The following is a 20,059-nucleotide window of genomic DNA, read 5'->3' as shown; positions in this document are numbered from 1 at the left end:
CCACTTAAGTCAGTATTATATCTCTTGCCCGACTTGAATGGCGCTAACCTATCGTTAGTCCCATGATACAGAAAAGCCGCTTTAACCTGTAGGGGCGACTCGCTTGGTATAATTAACAACACCAGAAACAGGATGGGTTTACATAATACTAAATCCGAAGAACGCTACCCCCGTTATAACAAAGTCCGCGCAGGCGGACTTTGTTTGTGTAGCAGCGATTTCAATCGCCTCCTCTTGCTCACCAAGGACTACCAATCATCGTAAACGCTGACCAAAAATAGGGATGAGACAAGTCTTTATCCCCTATTTGTGCCAATTCTGGAGGTAAGGTAATACTCTCCCCACTTCCTAATAATTTCCCCTCTTCTAACCGCACCTCTCCCCGAATCATCCCCAGTTGCGCCTGTCGCAGCGCTTCTGATTTAATCGGTGCTGTCTCTAACTGACGGTAAAATTCAGTCATTAGTCCCAACGTTGCTTCATCACTGACATACCAGAGGCTTCCCAGTGCCGATTTAACCCCAGCTTGTACCGCTAACCCGGCAAAGCCTAACTCGGCGTCTTCATCCCCCACAGCAGTGCGACAAGCACTCAGAACTAATAATTCTACTGGGGGTTCATATAACTTTAACTCACGCAGTTGATCAAGGCGTAGTTTAGTATCCCATAACTGAATATAAGAGTTTTCCGGGCGTCCCGATTTAAATTCACCATGAGTAGCTAAGTGGACAATTCCAAAGGGTTGTAATTGACGCTCTTGTTTCAGGTTTTCCAGGGTAAATTCTTGATTGAGGAAGGATTCTCCTTGCCATAGTTTTTGCGTAATTGTGGCTAGTTCTACCGGGACAGCTTTTAAGGGGTTGGCGTCGGTAAATTCAGAGGCTCCCATTGCCAAAACCTCGAAGTCATTAATATCGCGATAGCGGGTATCGGTTAAGCTGATACTGGGCATTAAACCCGCACTGTATTTTTCAATTAGGAATTGTTCGCCATCGTGGAGAGCCAGTAAGGGAATGGAACGCAATCCCCCATCCATGATAAAGCTGAGATTTTGGATACCTTGATTTTGTAACTGTTCCTCAATTGGGGCAATTATCCATTGATACAGTTGTTGGGCTGGGGCTAAATAACGGTTGGTACTGCGTGTAATTGGATTAGTAATCGCACGGCGCAATTTTTGGGCTTCAGCTAGAACATTAGCGCGAGTTGCACCGGGAATCGGCATGAAAATTGGTTCCCCGGTTGGTGTGACAACAACCAGTTGCAGTTGGTCATTATCTTGGGGTATGGGATTAGTTAAAGAACCGGAGTCTGGAGTGAGTCGGGTGGGGTAAAAGACGGTATAAATCAGAGCAGGTTTTTGACCTGTGGTGGATTCAATATTGCTCAATGTTATCCGAATTTGCCCTAGTGTGTTAATGGACGGATTAAAAAATCCTAGATATTTCTCAAATTCGCGAGTAAATAATTCTTCTAAGGGAAAACCACGACTATTCAGTGTGACGGTTAGGGATGAAGGAGGATCAGCTTGGGGTAATAAGTCTTGGAATTGTTGCAGAAAGTCGAGAGCGGTAATAATTGAAATAGCACCTTGACTGTAAGGACCCAAAAAGGATTGGAAAGGTAAAATTGAGTTATTGGCGCTAGTTGTTAAGGCTCCCGCCGTACCGTTTATCGTAGCATCACCGACATCAAAGGATATTCCTCTGGCTCCACCATCGTGGCGAATTGTAATTGTTCCTTCACCCGCGCCACCCGCCGTAGAAATGCTGGCAATGATGTTATTTTGGTCGGTAAATGTGCCAGTAGCTTGGAAGAATTGTTCTGTGGTAATGTCAACGGTTCCGCCTGTTCCTTCTGTACCCCCTTGGGCGTTAATTAGGGTAACTTGAATCCCATTTTCGGGGTCTAACTTGACAGTTCCGCCATTTCCTGATAAAGAACTGGTATCGATTTCTTGGGTAATGATGCGATCGCGTGCTGTAATGGTAACGTCTCCACCCGCTATTTCTCCTGTCGCGATTAAGTCGCTGCTTTCCACTGCACCTGTTTGACTTTCCAGGCTAATATTACCGCCACTACTGATAGTGCTTGAAGTGTCGAGGTTTCCCGCCAATAGGTTATTCTCCGCCATCAGGGAAATATTACCGCCTGCGCCAATGGTGGAAGAGGAATCTAGAGTGGCTGCGATCGCGTCGATGGTGTTTCCGGTTATAGTAATCGTACCGCCATCGGTATCTATGGGAGATTGGAGTGCGATCGCGCCTCTTCCCGTTAGGCTGAAATTCCCGCCTGTGGTGGAGATGGCGTTATTTAAGCTGAAACTATCGGCGAAGGTGAAGGAAAGACTTCCTCCCTCGGTGTTGATACTGTCATCTGAGGAGAAAACAAGATTACCCAGGGGATTAATATTTCCCGCGATAATATCCGCACCGCCGATAGAAAGGGTTTCCGGGAGGGTGATTTCTCCCGGAGTATTCAGAGTTAGACTATCGCCACCGTTATCAGTTGAACCGAATCGTATTGCGTCACTAATATTGATCTGATTTCCAGCCGAGAGGTCAATTTTACCGCCACTCCCATTGGTGGAACTCGAATCAATTTCGCTGGCGTTAATCTCGTCAGCCGCGTCAAGAATAATTGCGCCACTCGCGCCATTTTCTGAGGAGGAGTTAAGGGTTCCAGCGCTAGTATCAATACTGTTACCGCTGATATTAATATCTCCCCCGCTCTGTGCGCCCATTGAGATAATATCAGAAGTTGTAATATCGCCAGCCGCTTCCAGAGAAATCGCTCCGCCATCACTATTATCAGATGATGAGTCTATTGTTCCCTCTGTTGTATCGATAGAGCCACTACTGCTAGTCAACTTAATCTCCCCACTACCCTCAGCGCCATTGGTAAGGACATCTGCTGTAATAATATCGCCAGCCGCGTCAAGTGCGATCGCACCTCCTGTACCATTATCTGAGGATGTAAATAAAGTGCCAGCGTTGGTATCGATACTCCCTGCGGTGCTAGTGAGGTTAATCTCTCCACCGCTTAGTTCACCTCTTGCTTGAATTTCACCTGTAATGATGTCACCCAATGCAGTAATTGTGACATCACCACCATTGGCGTTGGCAGAACCAGAACCAGCATTAACATCGATCAAACCGCCACTGGTATCTATTGAACCAGCTTGACTGGTAATAGTAATGTTGCCAGGACTACCAGCATCTTCTGATTCTCTTCTCGCCCAAAGGTTATTAAATGTAATGTTATTTTTGGCAAAAAGTGTAATATTCCCTGCATTACCACCCCCAATCCCGTTATTACGTGCGTTTATAGTCGCTCCGTTAGCATTAATCGCTCCCTGTTCGCTAATCAGGGTAACATTACCACTAGCACCGACAAATGTACCTAATCTGTCGTCTCCAAAACTTTCTATACAAACTCTAGGAGTACGACAATCTGTAATAGAAATATCGTCTATTGCCCGAAGCGTAATGTCACCAGAATCATTAGTTTGTGTCCAAGCATACAGTCCATTGGAAACGGTGATGCTACCACCTGCATTAATAGTAATATCACCACCATTGCCTGGAATTGCACTCCTAGAGCGAGATTGCAATGCTCCTGTTGAAATGTTGCCACCCGCTTCTAGAATTATTGGACCAGCGTTACCAGCATCATTGCTTGTAAACGTTTCTCCAGTAATAGTGATATCCTCACCTGCTCTTAAAATTAATGCTCGGAAATTGCCGAGAAGAAATTCATCTGTACCAGGAGCCGCGTTCGCAAAGTTGGCATCTGGACTATTAATGACGACATCCCCATTAAACGTGATACTACCTCCAGCTTCTACTTTATAAGCTGGTCCCTCATACTCCCCAGAAACAAAATCTCCATTTAACAAATCAATGGGATCATAGAGACTAATGAAATCCGTTGGTTCTCTAGATAAGTTGAGAATCGAAATATTACCACCACTGGTAAAGTGAGCATCTCTGGAAATAATCCCATCACTCACTAGACTCAGATTACCCCCACTCACAAACGGGGTTTCTGGATGGTTCAGCGCCAGAATATCAATTCCATTATTCCCTTGAATATAAAGATTTCCTCCCGCTTGGGCTAAAAAAGGACTGGTTGGGTTATCCCTTACCCATACCGTATCCTTCGCCAATAGATTTAAATCCCCCGTTGTTACCAAAGAGGGCGAGGGCGCAACGCCTTGCGCCCCTACGGGAACTAATGTTAAATCCCCTTGGGCCGATAACGTTGCTGTGTATGCTGTTACCTGATTAATAACAATATCTCCCGCTTCAGCTTCCACATCAGCCGCCGTGACTCCCGTCGCTTCAACCACACCGTCATTGGTCAACAATTCAGGTAACATTAACGGTTCAATCGCCAACAAATTCCCCTGATTATCCGTCTGTAATTCAACCTCCAAACTCAGCAGTTGTCCCTCTTGAGTCAACCGTACCCGACTCGTTCCCGGTACAGTCATCACCGAAATATTACCCTCTGGTGCTGTCAAACTCCCCGTACTCAGCACTTCACCACCAATCAGCGAAAGATTCTGTCCCTGAGATACCTCTAAATCACCCGCATTAATAATCGCTCCGGGCTGCAACGTCTCAAACCTAAATCCATTCGGATTCCCGACTAAATTGCTGTAACTATTGCTACCAAACGCCTCAAACCATCCCCCCTCAAAACCAATCCCCGTCGCCGTGGTTGCGGTAAAATCACCCGTAACATTCAGCCGAGCATTTTCACCAAAAATAATCCCCGCCGGATTCATTAAAAATAGATTTGATTGTCCCCCTGTTACCTGAATCAACCCATTAATCAGCGACGGTTCACCATTCACCACCCGCCCTAAAATATTCTGAATCTCTGGATTAGACAAAAAATTAGCAATTTGGTTCGTATCGAGTCCAAACTGCTCAAAACTATGAAACAGATTCACCCCATCTCCGGAAACTGTACCCCCTTGGATATCGTAGCGGTTTCCCTCAGAATTAACCGTGGTTCCTGTACCATCGGCGGCGGGGGTAATGGGTTGGGAGTAAGCAGGTTCTACAGCAGCAAACGTAATGGTTAATGCCAATCCTGCCAACAGCCGCCCCTGTCCTTGAGTGAAAATATTCATGGGGCATAGCAGATGCATATCTAAAAGTATTTAATCATAAATACTTAGTGGCTGTAAATAGACTGCGCCTTTTCACCGTAGGTTGGGTTTCGACTTCGCAAGGACCCAACAGTCTAACCCCTTAGTGGTCTTACTTTGAAAACCTCTCTCCTGCAAGGAGAGAGGGTTTGAATTCTCCCCCTTCCGTGAAAAAAAAGCTTCGTCCTTTGCCATCTCCCGTGCAATAAAAGCGAAGCATCCTCTGTCCCACACCATCCCTCACCCCCAGCCCCTCTCCCAAGCTTGGGAGAGGGGAGCAAGAGGGGAGCAAGAGGGGAGCAAGAGTATCCGGTTCCCCTTCTCCCGTGCAACAAAAGCGAAGCATCCTCTGTCCTCCCCCCTCTTGTAGGGGGGAACGAGGGGGGTTGGGAGAAGGGGTTAGGGGATGAGGGGGAAATGTTGAGGAGTAGATAGACAAATCTCTACAGAGTTTTTGCAATTTGCAAGGGAAAGGGGGTGGCGTTTACCGGATTTGGTATTACACCCAGAAACTGTAGGGGCGCAAGGCTTGCGCCCTAAAGCGTGAACATCTGTTGTGTTCATTTGTCTATTGGACAAACCTCAAAAGCTAACTCATGGCGATAAAAACACACATTAAATTCCGCCAAAAAGTTTGTATGTCCCAGGATTACAGGCGCATCTCTTGATTGAGTCCAAGCAAATGCCAATAAGACAGGCGAAAACGGCATAACGATACCCGATACCACCAAGCCTCGTGCTTCGTGATCAGCTAAATTTCCACTTAACTGAATCGGAACAGTTTGCTCTTCCCAGACTGCCCCTAACTGTACACCAATCTCGTAAGGTAGAACATTGACACTTGCACCCGTATCTACAAGTGCCATTACCTCGACAGTGCAGCTTCCATTGACAAGAGTGATAGGCAAATATGGCATGACACTCGAAAGTCCAAGGCTATTTATGCGCTCAATGAACGGGAATCGTTGACCATTAAGCATTAGTTTCTATCCGCGCCGCCACCAAAAGATCCGACAAGGCTTGAACACTTTCCTGATCTGCTTGAGGAGACCAGACAACGGCTTCTGTTGATGCCAATTGATTCAAAAGTGCATTAGCTGAATCACTATTGCCTACAGGTTCTAGGCTGCATCCTTCCTCTTTAGCAACGGCAAGAAGCAGAAAGTGGATAAGTCGAAGTTTATCTTGATGAGAGAGTTGACTAACAGTGGGTAAAAGTTCGCTAAGAGACATATTGCTTATCTGAGAGGTTCAATACAGTTCTAGTCTAGTTGAAAGTAACCAAAGAGCGATATTGACATATCTTAGTTTGATATACCGTAGGGTGGGCATTGCCCACCAATCTTAAGCTGAATGTTGCTGACTTAAGCTGGGTTCGTAGTAGGCACGAAGCGTGCCAGAAGTGAAGACAGCACTTACTACAAACTCTAAAGTCAGTGCCAATTGTCTTCTGTGAAGAAGTTGACGATGGCGGTAAAAATGGGTTGTGTTGAGGGAATGTCTTCAGGTGTCACATTGGGAGTTTTCCTGTCATCGTATCGCCAAAAGACTAATACAAGGGTTGATGGATTGCCAATTTACTTAGTTTACAAGTAATCCTTAAGGCTGATCATGGTTTTCTTTAAAGTTGACAATTTCTTCCGGGGCTGAATGAATTATTTTTATCACCTCCAAAGCCAAATCAGCCATTTCTTTAGCGCGGGGGTCTGGCATTAATTTTAATTCGATTAACTCATTGAGTAATTTAGCGGCTTGAATACCAGATTTTAACAAGGCTTCTTGGTATTCTTGTTGTAAGGTTTTAGAGGGAGTGGGGGTTGGGTTTTGGTCGGTTTTATTTTGGATATTGGTATCTTCCATAATGTTCACTTATTGTAAATAGACTTTATCTCATAGAAGCAAACTCCAGAACTACCCTCCATACAAATGAAAGCCTACTTCAGCGCTATCTCGGCGGCTTACTTTGGCACGAGGTTCAGGGATTAAACTGAGTTCCATTAATTCTCCAAGAAGATTGGCAGCTTTGGTTGCTGCGTTCAAGAGGGCTTCTCGATACTTTCCTTCTGGGGTATCGGGTGGGGGTGGAGATTGATTTCCATTTTTATTAGTTACCATTGATTTGTTTCAAGTAGTATTAAAACAAAAAAACATATTCTTTCTAGGAACCAGATAGTCCTGTTGATACAGAAACTTTAGTCACACATCCATCTTTATACTCAATAGCAGCTTGCCATCTTCTAGAGACTATAAATCCTTGGTTAATATCACAATAAATAAAATCGACATTTTCATGCTTGGTTTGTCTAATTCTTCCAGGTGCATTTTGTGATGCTCTTACTTCAGAATACGTACCATTTTGCACATATTCACACTTAAAGCCGTTTTGCTCCATTATTACTTTGGCTTCGTCAATAGGACTACCGATAGGAATTTGATATAAGATTTCTTCCTCCATCAAGTCTGGATCTTCATGAAAGTTCATTTTTTTTTGCTCCGAATATATGTTCAATCGTTTTAATTTATTATAGGTTAGCAAATTTTTATCAAACAGTTTTTCTGTTTTTACAAAATTTAGTATAATCCTACTAACTTTAAAAGTTTTATATATATAAGTTGAGGTAAATATGAATATAATAATAGATACAATCAAAACCAATACATTTCTGTTCATCTTTAATTCATAAGTTGATATAATTTAAAACTATCCGATGAATTTAAATTTCTATCTACTAGCTCAACTAATAATCATTATTATTATCAGCTAACTATCGCCGACTATATAGTAGTAAAAGTTCACTCAATTGGCGTCCCTTCGTGTGGATTCACGTCCCATGCTGGTGCCCGTACAGGTGGTTCCGGATCTCCCAAACCTGCGTCCCTGACAGCTTGATGAGCTGTAGAATTACTGTTGGGTCCTCTTACAGGGCGATATGCAACTCTGCTATTTTCAATTCTATCCATTGTATTTGCCATACTGTCTCTATACTTGTTACATTTTTCAACAGAGGATAGGTCTATACTATTTGAGACATTTATTACCCCAGAGGGGCTGGTAGTCCAGTCGATAGTTCCACGAGTATATTCACCGTGCTCTGTCGTTAAATATCCCCAACCACTATCTTCAGCTTCTGTCTGGCTCGAACCACTCGAACCACTCGAACCACTCGAACCACCAGGACCACTCGAACCGCTAGAGCCACCTATACCATTGCCACTAGGTCCGCCTCGATAGTAAGTTTCTTTAATATTTGTAGTAACTTCACCATCTGAATCTGTTTTTTCAGGATCACTAACAACAACGAAAGCATGATTCGCCAACAAAGCACTTATTATTGGTGTATAGCGAAGTTCAATTTTACCTTGATAGTGTGTTTCATCTTTATTATCAGTGTGTTGTTGATCCGATTCATGTTCCTTGATTTCATTGAGCTTATCCTTGATATAGCTCCATATCTTGTCAGCCAATTCTTGAAATATCTTCCAACAGCGTGTCAAACCAGGAAACTGCTTCTGAATCCAACTTTGCAGCTTACCCCACTGCTCCTGCACCCAATTCTTACCAGGCTGAATCACATTATCATTCACCCAACCCGACAACCCACTAACCTGCTCTTGTACCCGACTCCCTAAATTCCCGAACTCGGTACTGATCACATCCCAGCCACCCTTTATCCCATCCTTTGCCTGTTGCAACAAATTCCGTCCCAACTCACCGGGATGCTGTACCCAATACTTCGCGCTAGAACCTTTATCTTTAACCCAATTCGCTGCACCCTGTCTCTTTTCACCAATCCAATTAATCGCACCCGTTCCCTTTTGCTGCACCCAACTTGATGCATCTTGACTCTTCTCACCAATCCAATTTTTGGCATCGCTTCCCTTTTGCTGCACCCAATCTGCTGCACGTTGACTCGTCTCACCAATCCAATTTTTGGCATCGCTTCCCTTTTGCTGCACCCAACCCGACACACGTTGACTCGTGTCACCAACCCAACTAACCGCATCGCTTCCCTTATCCTTAACAAAATTCGTCGCACTACTGCCTTTTTCCCCTAACCAACTCTTCGCCCGACTTCCCTCTTGTTTCACCCAGTTAACTGCACTGCTACCTTGTTCACCTACCCAATTAACAACACTACTACTTTTCCCCTGAAGCAAACTCGTACCCTTACCTATCGCCCCTTGAACACCCGAAACGGCTCCATCTTTTGCCCCTTGAACACCCGAAATCAGGGAACCCACTTCGCCACCTAGCCACTGGAGAATCGAGCTACCTGTATTACGGATACCCGACACAAAACTGCTGCCTTTTTGACTGAGTGTCGTTAATAAAGAATTGCTAGTTTGATTCAACCAACTCCCCGCACTCCCGGCTTTCTCACTAATCCAACTGCGAGCGCTATTGGATTTTTCAGTCATCCAATTTCCGGCTGAGGTAGCTTTATCGCCCATCCAGTTTTTCGCACCATTGGCTTTTTCACCCATCCAACTCCCCGCCGCCTGTGCTTTATCGCCCATCCAGTTTCTCGCACCATTGGCTTTTTCACCCATCCAATTTCCGGCTGAGGTAGCTTTCTCACCCATCCAGTTTTTAGCACCATTGGCTTTCTCACCCATCCAACTTCCGGCTGAGGTGGCTTTCTCCCCTATCCAATTTCTCGCGCCATTAGTTTTCTCATTAATCCAATTCCCGGCACTATTCGATTTGTCCTGAATCCAATTCTCCGTACTCTTCGATTTTTCCTTAACCCAATTCTCCGTACTATTAACCTTCTCGTCTACCCAACCTTTAGCACCCGTAAACGAGGCTTGGAAGCCATTCCATTTTTCTGCTGCTTTACCCTGGAGAACTGTCCATTGTTCCTGCACCCAAGTATTCGCATTACTCAGCAAGCCTTCTACCCAACTTGCCAATTCTCCCGCTTTTTGGCGGAGGGGTTCCCAGAGTGTCTGCGCCCATTGACTAAACTGTTGCCACTGTTGATCAATTCCTTGGGTAACTGGACTCACCTGAGCCATAAAATCAGTCCACGCCGCTTGTGATTCGGCTTTAAGGGCTTGCCACTGTTCCTGGATATTCGCCGATGAACCCGCCTGATTATCGAGATTTTGAATCAATACTTCGGCTTGACTCTGATAGCGTCCACAGAGTTGACTTGCCTGATTATCCAGAGATGTGACTGATGCCTCGGCATTCCCTTTTAATCCTGCCCAATTTCCTTCCAGTTCTGTGGTTAATTCACTCCCTTTACCTTGAATTTCGGTTATCTTATTATTAACCTGATTCTCAATATCGGTCTTGGTATTCTCCGCCTCTTGTTCAAACCCTGCCTCATCCCCTTGTAATTCCTGCGCCTGAGTCTCGGCTTCAGTTTCTAGGTTATTTCCTTTGGCGGTGGCTTCAGTTTCTAGGTCATTCCCTTTCGCTTGACTTTCGGCTTCTAGTTCCTCACCTTTTGTCTGGCTATCTGTTTCTAATTCTGCCCCTTTGGTTTGACTGTCAGTTGTCAGGGTTTCGCCTTTCCCTTGACTTTCGGTTTGTAATTCACTCCCTTTTGTCTTCCCCTCAGTGTCAAGTTCAGAGGCTTTGGCTTGACTATCGGCATCAAGTTCTGAGCCTTTATTTTTCCCCTCTGCATCAACTTCAGAGGCTTTGGCTTGACTATCAGCATCAAGTTCTGATCCTTTATTTTTCCCTTCTGTATCAATTTCAGAGGCTTTTGATTGACTATCGGCATCAAGTTCTGAGCCTTTATTTTTCCCCTCCGCATCAACCTCAGAGGCTTTCCCTTTCCCCTGACTATCTATTTCTACACTCTTACCCTGCGCCTGACGATTAACCCCTGATTGTTTCGCCGCAGCATCTCCCTGAAGTTCGCTCTGCTTCGCCGACGCATCCCCCCGCAAGCCGTCTAAAATCCCTCGCGCCCATTCAATCGGATTTTCTAGTTTTGCCTGAATAATTGTTGCTTGGGAGTCAGAGGTAGGGCTGATTCCCATCGGTTGACGCTGAATCAGTAAAGGTTGTACTGTCTCCTCTTCTTTCTCTTGTTCACAAGCAGCACAGGCGCGTTGAATGGTATCAGGTTCACTGGGTTGAGAAACTTCAACACTGGGCTGATCCTGAGTATCCGACGACTTCGCGATCGCATCTCCTCCGGCTACGGTTTCTGATGCGGGTGATTTAGGCGTTGGCGTTTCCTGAGTCTTGTCTCCCTTCGCCGTCGATTGTTCGGGTTGCTTTTCCGTCTGAGGCGATTCCGATACAGGCTTGGGTTTAGCCGATTCCGGCGTCTGAGACACCTGTGCTGGCGTCGCTGAGGATTTAGCCTCTGTATCTGACGGTTTCTGTGGTTCTTTCTTACCCTGAGATGCAGGTGCAGCCTTAGGTTCAGGGCTTTTCACGGCGGGTGCGATCGCCTGAGAAATTGGCTCGGCTTCTGGTGGCTTTTCCGGTGTCTGAATGGCGGCTATTTGCGCTTGTGCCGATTGTAATGCCGTTTCCAGGGTTTTCTTCAAATCCCCATCCCCAGGTGTTGGTTCCGGCGCTGACGTTTCCTCATTGGTGACTTGGGCTTGCGCCATCTGCCAAGCTTCTGTTAAAGAGGGGGATTCCGCTTTCTCTGGCGTTGCTGTGGCGGGGGTTTCCTTCGCTGCTGCTTCAGTATTTGGAGAACTATCTGAAGTTTGGGCGTTTTCCTGGTTGGTTGGAGTGAGTGACGCCGTTTCCGTTGACTGTTCCGGTGTGGGTTCTGTTTTTGACTCAATCTCAGAGGATTCAGGTTCAGGTATTTTCTGATTCGGTTCAGCGACAGGGGGTTCTGGGGATTTTGACTCCGGTTCGGCTACAGGTTCAGTCGGTGCGGATTCGGCTTCCGGTTGAGGCGCAGTACCTTCTGTCTCTGGTTTAGGTTCTTTGGTGGGTGCTGAGGTAGCTGGGGATTCAGTTGAACTCTCTTGTGCTTTGGGTGTGGTGGCTTCAGGTTTTGGCGCTGGCGCAACTTCAGGTTGAGTTTTAGTACTTTGTGCTTCCGGTTTCGCCTCTGTGGTGGGTTCGGCTTGGGGAGGTGGCTCGATTTTCCCTTGGGGTTGATTCGACGATTGGGGTTGAGCTGGAGCAGGTTTTTGTACCTCTTGAGTCTCTGTCTCTGTGACTAACGGCTTATCCACCTTGTCTTGTGCAACATCTGGTGAAGTTTCCGTTAGCTGAGATTCTGTACCTTTGGCTGTTTTAGTATTAGGCGGTGGAAGTTCTTTAGCCGGAAGTGGCGGGGAATTCTTATCTACGGATATTTTATACGGATTTTTGTTGGATGTAGCTGGAGACTCCTGCTCCTCAATCGTCTTAGCTGGTAGTGTAGGAGTGAGGTTATTTCCCTGTAACGATAATGGGTTTTTATTCAAACCCCTAGCACCCGCTATATCAGCTTTCGCCTGGATGGTTCCTGTGTGCTTTTCCTCTTCTTCTTTCTCTTTCTGCTCACAGGCGGAACATGAGCGCTGAACCGTTTCTGGCTGACTCGATTGCTGAACGTTAAACCGATTCAACCCATTGAAGACAGAATAAGTTCTCTGTTCTATTTTGGGATGATACTGTCCTAACCCTGCATTAGCGGACTTCTCCTGTACAGGTTGCGGGGGTGGTGTTTTGGGTGCATTAACCGGGACATTAAGACCGTTATAGCCGACAAAAGCTGACTGCTCCAGTTTCTGTTGCAAAAACGCCTTCTGTTCCTCCGGTGAGCGTCTTACCACAGGTTCCTGGGGTTTCGGAACTTTGAAACGGCGTTGCTGCAACGGATTCGGCGCGGACTTGCGACTCAAGGGCGAGAAATTTGGTTTGCGGATGGGTTCTCGGAAAGACATTACCAGAGGTTCCCCCGATTTATGCAGGTCTTTTCTGTCCTTCCCAGGAGGCGCGATCGCGTCTATAGAATGGGTAGCAGAAAATATCCTCGATCATACCCCCAAACAGGCGATCGCACTTCACTCATCTTAGGATAACTTAACATCCCCCGAAATAATTCCATCACTGACTAAACTTAGATTTCCCCCACTTACAAACGGGGTTTCTGGATGATTCAGCGCCAGAATATCAATTCCATTATTCCCCTGAATATAAAGATTTCCCCCTGCTTGGGCTAAAAAAGGACTGGTTTGGTTATCCCTTACCAATACCCTATCCTTCGCCAATAGATTTAAATTCGTTCTTCTCAAATGCGGACGAAAGGACTTGAACCTTCACACCTTACGGTACTAGAACCTAAATCTAGCGCGTCTGCCAATTCCGCCACGTCCGCGACTCACTCGATAGCTATGATAGCAAAAACTTGACGATTTGGTTGGCTGAGTTCGACGTAACGCTGAAAGCCTTATTTTCCCGTTGCTATCGCCTGAAATCCTCCAGGTGTGCGTCAAGCCTGTAGCTTATATCAAATTCTAGGTTGAATACCCCTCCAGAACACTGTAGAGACGCTTCAAAAGCGCGTCTCTACAATCCTGAAAGAACCGGGGTTCTACCTGATTATGTATCAATTCCCCATCCCCATCGCTTACGGGTTCTCCTCCCCAGGTTGCGGTAAGGGTAGAGTAATTGTCACCGTACTTCCTTCTCCGGCTTGAGACTCTACCGCGATCGCACCATTTTGTAAATCCAGGCAATGTTTAACTAGTATCAGCCCTAAACTACTCCCCGTCACCCCATCACCATGACTATTGGTGTCGAAGGCGTTGAATAAGACGTTTTGCTCAGGTTCGGGAATATTACTCCCAAAATCCGGGATACGAAACGCTATCTGTACGTCTTGACACAACAATTCCAACTTGATCGGACTATCCTCTGGTGAATAACGCCATGCACTAATCATCAAATTTGTCAACATCCGGCGCAACAATTTTTCATCAGCAACGCGACAACAAGATTCAGGACTGACAAAGGTAATTTGGCGTCTCGATGGTGTACGCGCCTGTAACTGGGTGATTAATTCTTGACACAACTGAGTTAAATCTAGTTCTGTGGGATTTAAAGACACTTGCTTGGATTCAACCTTATTAATCCACAGCAGATCATTCAGGATTTGGTTGATCCGGTGAGCATTCCCTTGGATGCGCTGGAGATAGTAAAGGTTGTCGTTCTCAGTGTCGAAATCGGGGTTATTTTCCAGGTATTTAGCATGGGAAAAAATCTTGTTCAGAGGATTACGCAGTTCTTGGGTAACCACTGAAGCCAATCGGGAAAGATGGGATTTTAGCGCCCGATATTCGGCTTCTTTTACCATGGCTTCGCTAACAGCTACCCTCGCCTGTTTTTGTTCACTCAAATCTTTAAACGTGATCACAATGGCGCTACCATCCCCGTCGAGATTCTCTAAACGAGTCATCGTGTACTCGTAATCCTTCACCCCCTCAACCGTGGTTAAGGTAATTTCGTCGATTCTAGACTCTCCCGTGGTTAAAACCAAGTCCCGTTGAATATCCAACTGTTCCATCTGTTCGGCGGACAACTTCAGATCATGCCAAGTTTTACCGATAAAATCTTTTTGCTGGAGTCCCCAAGCCTGGGCTGCGGCTTGATTCACATAGACATATTTGCCCGTGCGATCGCACAATAGGAAAAAGTCACTGGAATTTGAGAGAATCGCATTCAGAATTCGTCCGAGTTGTTCGACTGAGGTATCCGGCGTTGGGGGAGAGGGGGTGGCTGAAGGTTTCTTCTCTGGCTGACAGGCGGCTTGTTTGACCGCTTGCTGCTGCTGAATCGCTTGTTGCTGACGAATTGCCTCTTGTTGCTGTGCTTTGAGGCGTTTTTGCTCACTAATATCCTCTAGAATACAAATCGCTGAAGTGGGTTCGTCTGAAGTCCCCAATACCAGCGCCACAGTCAGGCGTCCCCACTCGATGGTGCTATCCGGATGGTGGAGAGGCTTCTCCAATTGGTAGGAGTGACGTTCACCCGCTATCAATTGACGAAACATTGCTGATTCCATTCCTGACTTATCTAAATTCATCCATGTCATCAAAGTGGGTGCTAATTCATCAGCCGGACAACCGAGCATTGCCTGTAGTTTCGGGTTATATTCGATCAGGTTACCCTGATGATCCAAAAGTCCTAACCCAATGACCGTGTGCTTCACAATGGAGTCAAACAGGGGATGATTGTGGGATTGCATGGAATCTTTATAGCGTGCGATCGTTAAATCTTGCAACCGCCAGCGCAATCCAATCACCTGACCCGATGGGTTTTTCACAGGCGCGACGGTTAGGGAAGCGAGGAAGGAGGTATTACTACGGGGTTGAATCTGGACGGGCCAATTATTGATTGACTCACCCCGTTGTAACTGACTCAACTTGTAAAAAAAATCGCGCCGTTCCTGGGTAGCGACAAAAACGGCTAAAGATTTGCCCACCAGACGTTCTGGAGAAAAGTTGAGCATATTGGCGGCGGCTTGATTTGCCTCAAAAATGATCGCGTCGGGATTGGTGACGAGGTAACCATCGGGGGCAAACTCAAACAATTCCCGGTAACGCTGGCGTTCAGCTTCTATGGTAATCTTGCTTTGCGCTAATTTATCATTTTGTTGGCGTAGTTCTCCGGCAGCAAATTGCAATTCTTGCAGGGAATGAGACAGTTGTGTCAAACTCTCCAGTAATAAGTGTTGCTGCTGATTCGACATTTCCTCTGTGCGTAAAGACGCCTGTATTGGCAATTTAAATACTTCGTGTGCTTGTTGCCAAAGCGTCTCTACACGTCTGAGGGATAGGGAAATCTGTTGGTCAAAGGTTTCTGCGGTCATCTTCTACTACACAAATAGCTGCACCCTTTTAACCTCCCTATTTTCTACTATTGTTCCGGACTTTGTCTTGATAGAACAGGCTATTCGGGTATATGACCAATGACCAATGACCAATGATTATTCCTCCCCCTTAACCACTAATACTGAACAAGGGGCATCAGCTACCACCTGACTACTTACCGAACCTTGCACAATGCGCTGTAAGCCCGTTAGTCCACGAGTACCAATCACAATTAAATCCGCGTGATAAATATGAGCAAGGCGAATTATTTCTGCGGAAGGGTCACCGTTAACAATTTGAATTTCACTGGGACAAGGTAGTTTAGCTTGATACAGTTGCAGTTGCTGTTCGGTTTCTTGGTAAAGGAACTCCTCAGAAGGGTGTGGGCGATCAAGGGGGATGTCCATTTCAGGATCTTGAGGAAGAATGACATGGCACAGGATAATTTTGGTGGCTGATGTTATTTGTAGGTTGTCTAGGGTTTCAATTAAGCGATATGTTGGCTTGGAGCTCTCGATAGCTACCAGAATCGTCTTTAGCACCAAAATTTCTCCTCATCGTGAGCGATTGTGAGCGATTGGCTCCCACCAATAGGAATTTTCCCTCTTGAGCAGAGGTTTTGTCTACTGGCTTGACAAATTGTTATTGTCATTCGTCATTCCTTGTGAATGATTGAGGACGAATGACTGACGGATAACTCACCAATTCAGTCAATCGTGCCTTTCGCCAAAGGTTCGTAAGCGCACGGAATCCCCATGAGAGGGTAATCCTTCGGCTTGTGCCAACACCTGAATGGCGCAAGCCATTTTATTCAGGGCGGTTGAGGAATATTGAATCAGACTCGAGTGCTTCATGAATGTCTCAACACCCAACGCCGAAGCATAGCGAGCAGCACCGGAGGTGGGTAAGGTGTGATTGGGTCCGGCGATATAGTCCCCAACGGCTTCTGGGGTGGATGTTCCCAGGAAGATGGCACCAGCATGGCGGATCTTTTCGAGTAAGTCCCAGGGTTCGGTGATTTCTAATTCTAGGTGTTCGGGGGCAAACTCATTGGATAATTCTGCGGCGATTTCCAGGGAATCGACGACTACTATTAATCCGTAGTGCGCGATCGCTTTTTCGGTAAGTAGGCGTCGGGGATGATCCTGAAGTTGCCGTTTGACTTCGACTTGCACGCTTTTTGCCAGTTGAGCGTCTGTCGTCACCAGGATAGCCGCGGCTAGCGGGTCATGTTCTGCCTGCGCCAATAAATCGGCGGCGATATAGACAGGGTTGGCAGCACTATCGGCAATAATCAGTACCTCCGATGGACCTGCCAGAGAGTCAATACCCACAGTCCCGTAGATGAGTTTCTTTGCCAGGGTGACGTAGATATTTCCTGGACCTGTAATCACATCCACCTTGGGAATGGTTTCGGTGCCGTAAGCTAAAGCCGCGATCGCTTGGGCGCCTCCGATACGGTAAATCTCGCTGACTCCGGCTTCTTGGGCGGCGACTAACACGGCTGGATTAATCTTTTTCTCCAAGCCCGGTGGTGTGACCATGACGACTTGAGGCACTTTTGCCACTTTAGCCGGAATCGCATTCATTAACACCGTACTCGGGTAAGCGGCTCGACCGCCAGGAACATAGAGTCCGGCGCGATCCACTGGCGTGTAACGTTTGCCCAGCACCACCTCATCATCGCCAAAGTGCACCCAAGATTTGGGGACACGTTGTCGGTGAAAGGCTTCAATCTGCTGTGCTGCCAACTGAATCGCATCCAGGAGTTCCTTGGATACTTGCTGGTAGGCAGCATCCAGTTCTGAGCCACTGACACGCAGTTGCTCAGGGGTTAAGCATTGATGATCGAATTCTTCGGTATAGTGCAAGAGGGCTTTATCCCCTTGGCGTTTTACCGTCTGCAAGACTTCTCGCACCGTCGCCTCTTTGTGCATGATTCCATCGTGGGAGGTGCGATCGCAGATCCGCCGTAGTTCAGTTTTTGCCTCAGCCTGCTGAGTGATTATTCGCAGCATGGAGTCGGTGTGCCTATCATGAGGTATTACCCGTGGGAGACTAGGATAGGATGAGGGAGTTCCCTGACCGGGAGTCCTCCTTTCCTAGTCTCTCTTCTCTAGCTTACCTGGATTTTTCTGGAGTCGCGATACTTTTGACATAGATGTTATAGTGGTTGTTCTGGTATTTTGGAATATTGGTAATCGTAAACGTTAGTTTTCCTGAAGACTCCTGTGGCTAATAGCAAGTCTGCTCTTAAACGTATTAAAATCGCTGAACGGAACCGAGTTCGCAATAAAAGCTATAAATCAGCGGTGAGAACGCTGATGAAAAAATATTTTGAGGCGGTTGAGGATTACGCCCGTCAGCCGTCGCCTGAATCGTTGCAGGATGTGCAAAATCGCCTGTCTGCGGCGTACAGTAAAATAGACAAAGCCGTGAAGCGGGGCATCCTGCACAGTAACAATGGTGCCCGCAAAAAGTCCCGCTTAGTCAAGCGGTTCAAGAATGTACAAGCTCAAATGAACCCAGCATCGGCTGAAACATCAGAGGCGTCATAATTAGCTGATCTAGGGATGGGAACACCCGGAATCAGCATCGGGCAAGTAGATCGCCAAGAAATTGGGCATATAAGTTAGTCAGGTGAGTTACATCTGAATATCTGGCACAATTTTCAGCAAGCCCCGGCATCAGCCAAGAACTTGAGTTCTTGGCTTAGAGCTACTGCCCGTCTTAGGTAAGAATTGAGCAGGAGAGGACACAATGTCAATACAGTTGATAGATACCCATGTTCATATCAACTTCGATGTCTTCGAGTCTGATCTAGAAGCCGTGCGCGATCGCTGGCGGGATGTCGGCGTTGTACGGCTGGTACATTCCTGCGTCGAACCCTCAGAGTTTTCGGGGATTCAAAATTTGGCTGATCGGTTCCCAGAACTGTCTTTTGCCGTCGGCTTACATCCCCTAGATGCCCACAAATGGACGCCCGAAATGGCGGATCAAATTCGGGACTTAGCCAGTTCTGATACCAGAGTGGTGGCAATTGGGGAAATGGGGCTAGATTTTTATAAAGCCGAAAACCAACAGCAGCAAAAGGAGGTATTTACCGCACAACTCGCGATCGCCCACGAACTTAAGTTACCCGTGATTATTCACTGTCGCGACGCCGCCGCCGATCTACGTGATTGGGTGCAGCAGTTTGAAAAAGAGGTGGGATCAATACAGGGGGTCATGCATTGTTGGGGGGGAACGCCTGAGGAAACTCAGTGGTTTTTGGATCTGGGCTTTTATATTAGTTTCAGTGGTATTGTCACGTTTAAGAACGCCACAGCCATTAAAGAATCAGCCGCCCTAGTACCGCGCGATCGCCTGCTGATTGAAACCGATTGTCCGTTCTTAGCCCCTGTACCCAAGCGCGGTAAACGAAATGAACCGGCTAACCTGTACCATATTGCTGATTGTATTGCCAAACTGCGGCAGATTCCCCTGGAAACGTTGGCACAAGAAACCACCCAGAATGCCTGTCGGCTGTTTAATTTGACCGTACCTAGCCGGGAACAGACAGGACAACTGTCCTAGATTGCTGATTCTTTGAACCGCCGTTTGTGCTTAAAAAAAGCCAAACCTCAAAAACTCAGGCTTTCGGTAGCGCACAAAAAAGGAGGAGTTAACCGGGATTTAGTATAAATCCTGTTGGGCTTGCGCCATAATTGATTAAGAAGAGTTACTATGAATAAAATTTTCTCAAGTTCCATCCCGTTGTCACCGCCTGCCCCGAAACAATCCTTAATCAATGCCAAACTGCCAGCGAGGAACAGATGCCGCCTATTGTATCTAATTGTAGATTAACCCGTTCCGAAAAACCTATGCAGATCTAGTCAGAGCTAGGCATATCTGTACACAGTCGGAACGTGCAGACTAAGACTCATCGCAGTCTACGTTAGACAGGTCACGACACCAGCCATATGAACGCCAGCATCATGCTCTGTCGAATTCAGTTAAGCAATCAGTGAACAGGTTTATAGCTGTAGTGCTGAATTCGTCAAAAGCCCGTCTAACATTGTCGAGGCAAACTTTACTTAGCAATAAGGTTGACAGAAGATGTCA

The 20,059-nt window shown here is 46.5% G+C and carries 14 protein-coding genes and 1 tRNA gene; 3 read left to right on the top strand and 12 right to left on the bottom strand.

Annotated elements, in window-relative coordinates:
* Nucleotides 1–238: 238 nt before the first annotated feature.
* From RIM23_RS06470 to RIM23_RS06440, 7 genes are all read right to left on the bottom strand, one after another.
* Complete coding sequence (locus tag RIM23_RS06470) at nucleotides 239–5,161, bottom strand: CHAT domain-containing protein (RefSeq protein ID WP_446365493.1); 4,923 nt, start codon at nucleotides 5,159–5,161, stop codon at nucleotides 239–241.
* A gap of 560 nt (nucleotides 5,162–5,721) precedes the next feature.
* On the bottom strand, nucleotides 5,722–6,141 hold the full coding sequence (locus RIM23_RS06465) for a hypothetical protein (RefSeq protein ID WP_446365491.1): 420 nt from the start codon (nucleotides 6,139–6,141) through the stop codon (nucleotides 5,722–5,724).
* The gene (locus tag RIM23_RS06460) at nucleotides 6,134–6,394 is read right to left on the bottom strand and encodes a hypothetical protein (RefSeq protein WP_446365489.1); all 261 of its coding nucleotides are present in this window, start codon (nucleotides 6,392–6,394) and stop codon (nucleotides 6,134–6,136) included. Before RIM23_RS06460 ends, RIM23_RS06465 begins: the two co-directional genes overlap by 8 nt.
* A 366-nt stretch (nucleotides 6,395–6,760) precedes the next feature.
* Nucleotides 6,761–7,021, bottom strand: coding sequence for a hypothetical protein (locus RIM23_RS06455; RefSeq protein WP_446365487.1), 261 nt, complete (start codon nucleotides 7,019–7,021; stop codon nucleotides 6,761–6,763).
* 51 nt (nucleotides 7,022–7,072) lie between these two features.
* A complete protein-coding gene (locus RIM23_RS06450) occupies nucleotides 7,073–7,276 on the bottom strand; it encodes a hypothetical protein (RefSeq protein WP_446365485.1) in 204 nt (67 codons plus the stop codon).
* 43 nt (nucleotides 7,277–7,319) lie between these two features.
* Nucleotides 7,320–7,832: a hypothetical protein gene (locus tag RIM23_RS06445; protein ID WP_446365483.1), complete on the bottom strand. Its 513-nt coding sequence runs from the start codon at nucleotides 7,830–7,832 to the stop codon at nucleotides 7,320–7,322.
* A gap of 122 nt (nucleotides 7,833–7,954) precedes the next feature.
* Nucleotides 7,955–13,027: a hypothetical protein gene (locus RIM23_RS06440; protein ID WP_446365481.1), complete on the bottom strand. Its 5,073-nt coding sequence runs from the start codon at nucleotides 13,025–13,027 to the stop codon at nucleotides 7,955–7,957.
* Between RIM23_RS06440 and RIM23_RS06435 the strand changes: the two genes are divergently transcribed.
* Nucleotides 13,008–13,160 carry a hypothetical protein gene (locus RIM23_RS06435; RefSeq protein ID WP_446365479.1) on the top strand — a complete coding sequence of 51 codons (153 nt, stop codon included), beginning with the start codon at nucleotides 13,008–13,010 and terminating at the stop codon, nucleotides 13,158–13,160. The genes RIM23_RS06440 and RIM23_RS06435 overlap by 20 nt on opposite strands.
* Here the strand turns inward: RIM23_RS06435 and RIM23_RS06430 are convergent.
* From RIM23_RS06430 to hisD, 5 genes are all read right to left on the bottom strand, one after another.
* Nucleotides 13,157–13,354, bottom strand: a complete 198-nt coding sequence (locus RIM23_RS06430) for a hypothetical protein (protein WP_446365477.1) — start codon at nucleotides 13,352–13,354, stop codon at nucleotides 13,157–13,159. The genes RIM23_RS06435 and RIM23_RS06430 overlap by 4 nt on opposite strands.
* A 25-nt stretch (nucleotides 13,355–13,379) precedes the next feature.
* A tRNA-Leu gene (locus RIM23_RS06425) sits at nucleotides 13,380–13,461 on the bottom strand.
* Between the two features lie 252 nt (nucleotides 13,462–13,713).
* Entirely contained in the window at nucleotides 13,714–15,954 is a 2,241-nt protein-coding gene (locus RIM23_RS06420; protein WP_446365475.1) for a PAS domain-containing sensor histidine kinase, read from the bottom strand.
* 117 nt (nucleotides 15,955–16,071) lie between these two features.
* Nucleotides 16,072–16,497, bottom strand: a complete 426-nt coding sequence (locus RIM23_RS06415; RefSeq protein WP_446365473.1) for a universal stress protein — start codon at nucleotides 16,495–16,497, stop codon at nucleotides 16,072–16,074.
* A gap of 168 nt (nucleotides 16,498–16,665) precedes the next feature.
* Nucleotides 16,666–17,973, bottom strand: coding sequence for a histidinol dehydrogenase (gene hisD, locus RIM23_RS06410; protein ID WP_446365471.1), 1,308 nt, complete (start codon nucleotides 17,971–17,973; stop codon nucleotides 16,666–16,668).
* A 213-nt stretch (nucleotides 17,974–18,186) separates the two neighbouring features.
* On the opposite strand from hisD, the gene rpsT reads away from it, so the two are divergent.
* Both rpsT and RIM23_RS06400 read left to right on the top strand, forming a co-directional pair.
* Nucleotides 18,187–18,513, top strand: a complete 327-nt coding sequence (gene rpsT / locus RIM23_RS06405; RefSeq protein WP_446359948.1) for a 30S ribosomal protein S20 — start codon at nucleotides 18,187–18,189, stop codon at nucleotides 18,511–18,513.
* Between the two features lie 208 nt (nucleotides 18,514–18,721).
* Complete coding sequence (locus RIM23_RS06400; protein WP_446365513.1) at nucleotides 18,722–19,531, top strand: TatD family hydrolase; 810 nt, start codon at nucleotides 18,722–18,724, stop codon at nucleotides 19,529–19,531.
* The last annotated feature ends 528 nt before the right edge of the window (nucleotides 19,532–20,059 follow it).

Source organism: Coleofasciculus sp. G3-WIS-01, from assembly GCF_040223135.1.
Taxonomy (GTDB): Bacteria; Cyanobacteriota; Cyanobacteriia; order Cyanobacteriales; family Coleofasciculaceae; genus Coleofasciculus.
This window is presented reverse-complemented; position numbering and strand designations above follow the sequence as displayed.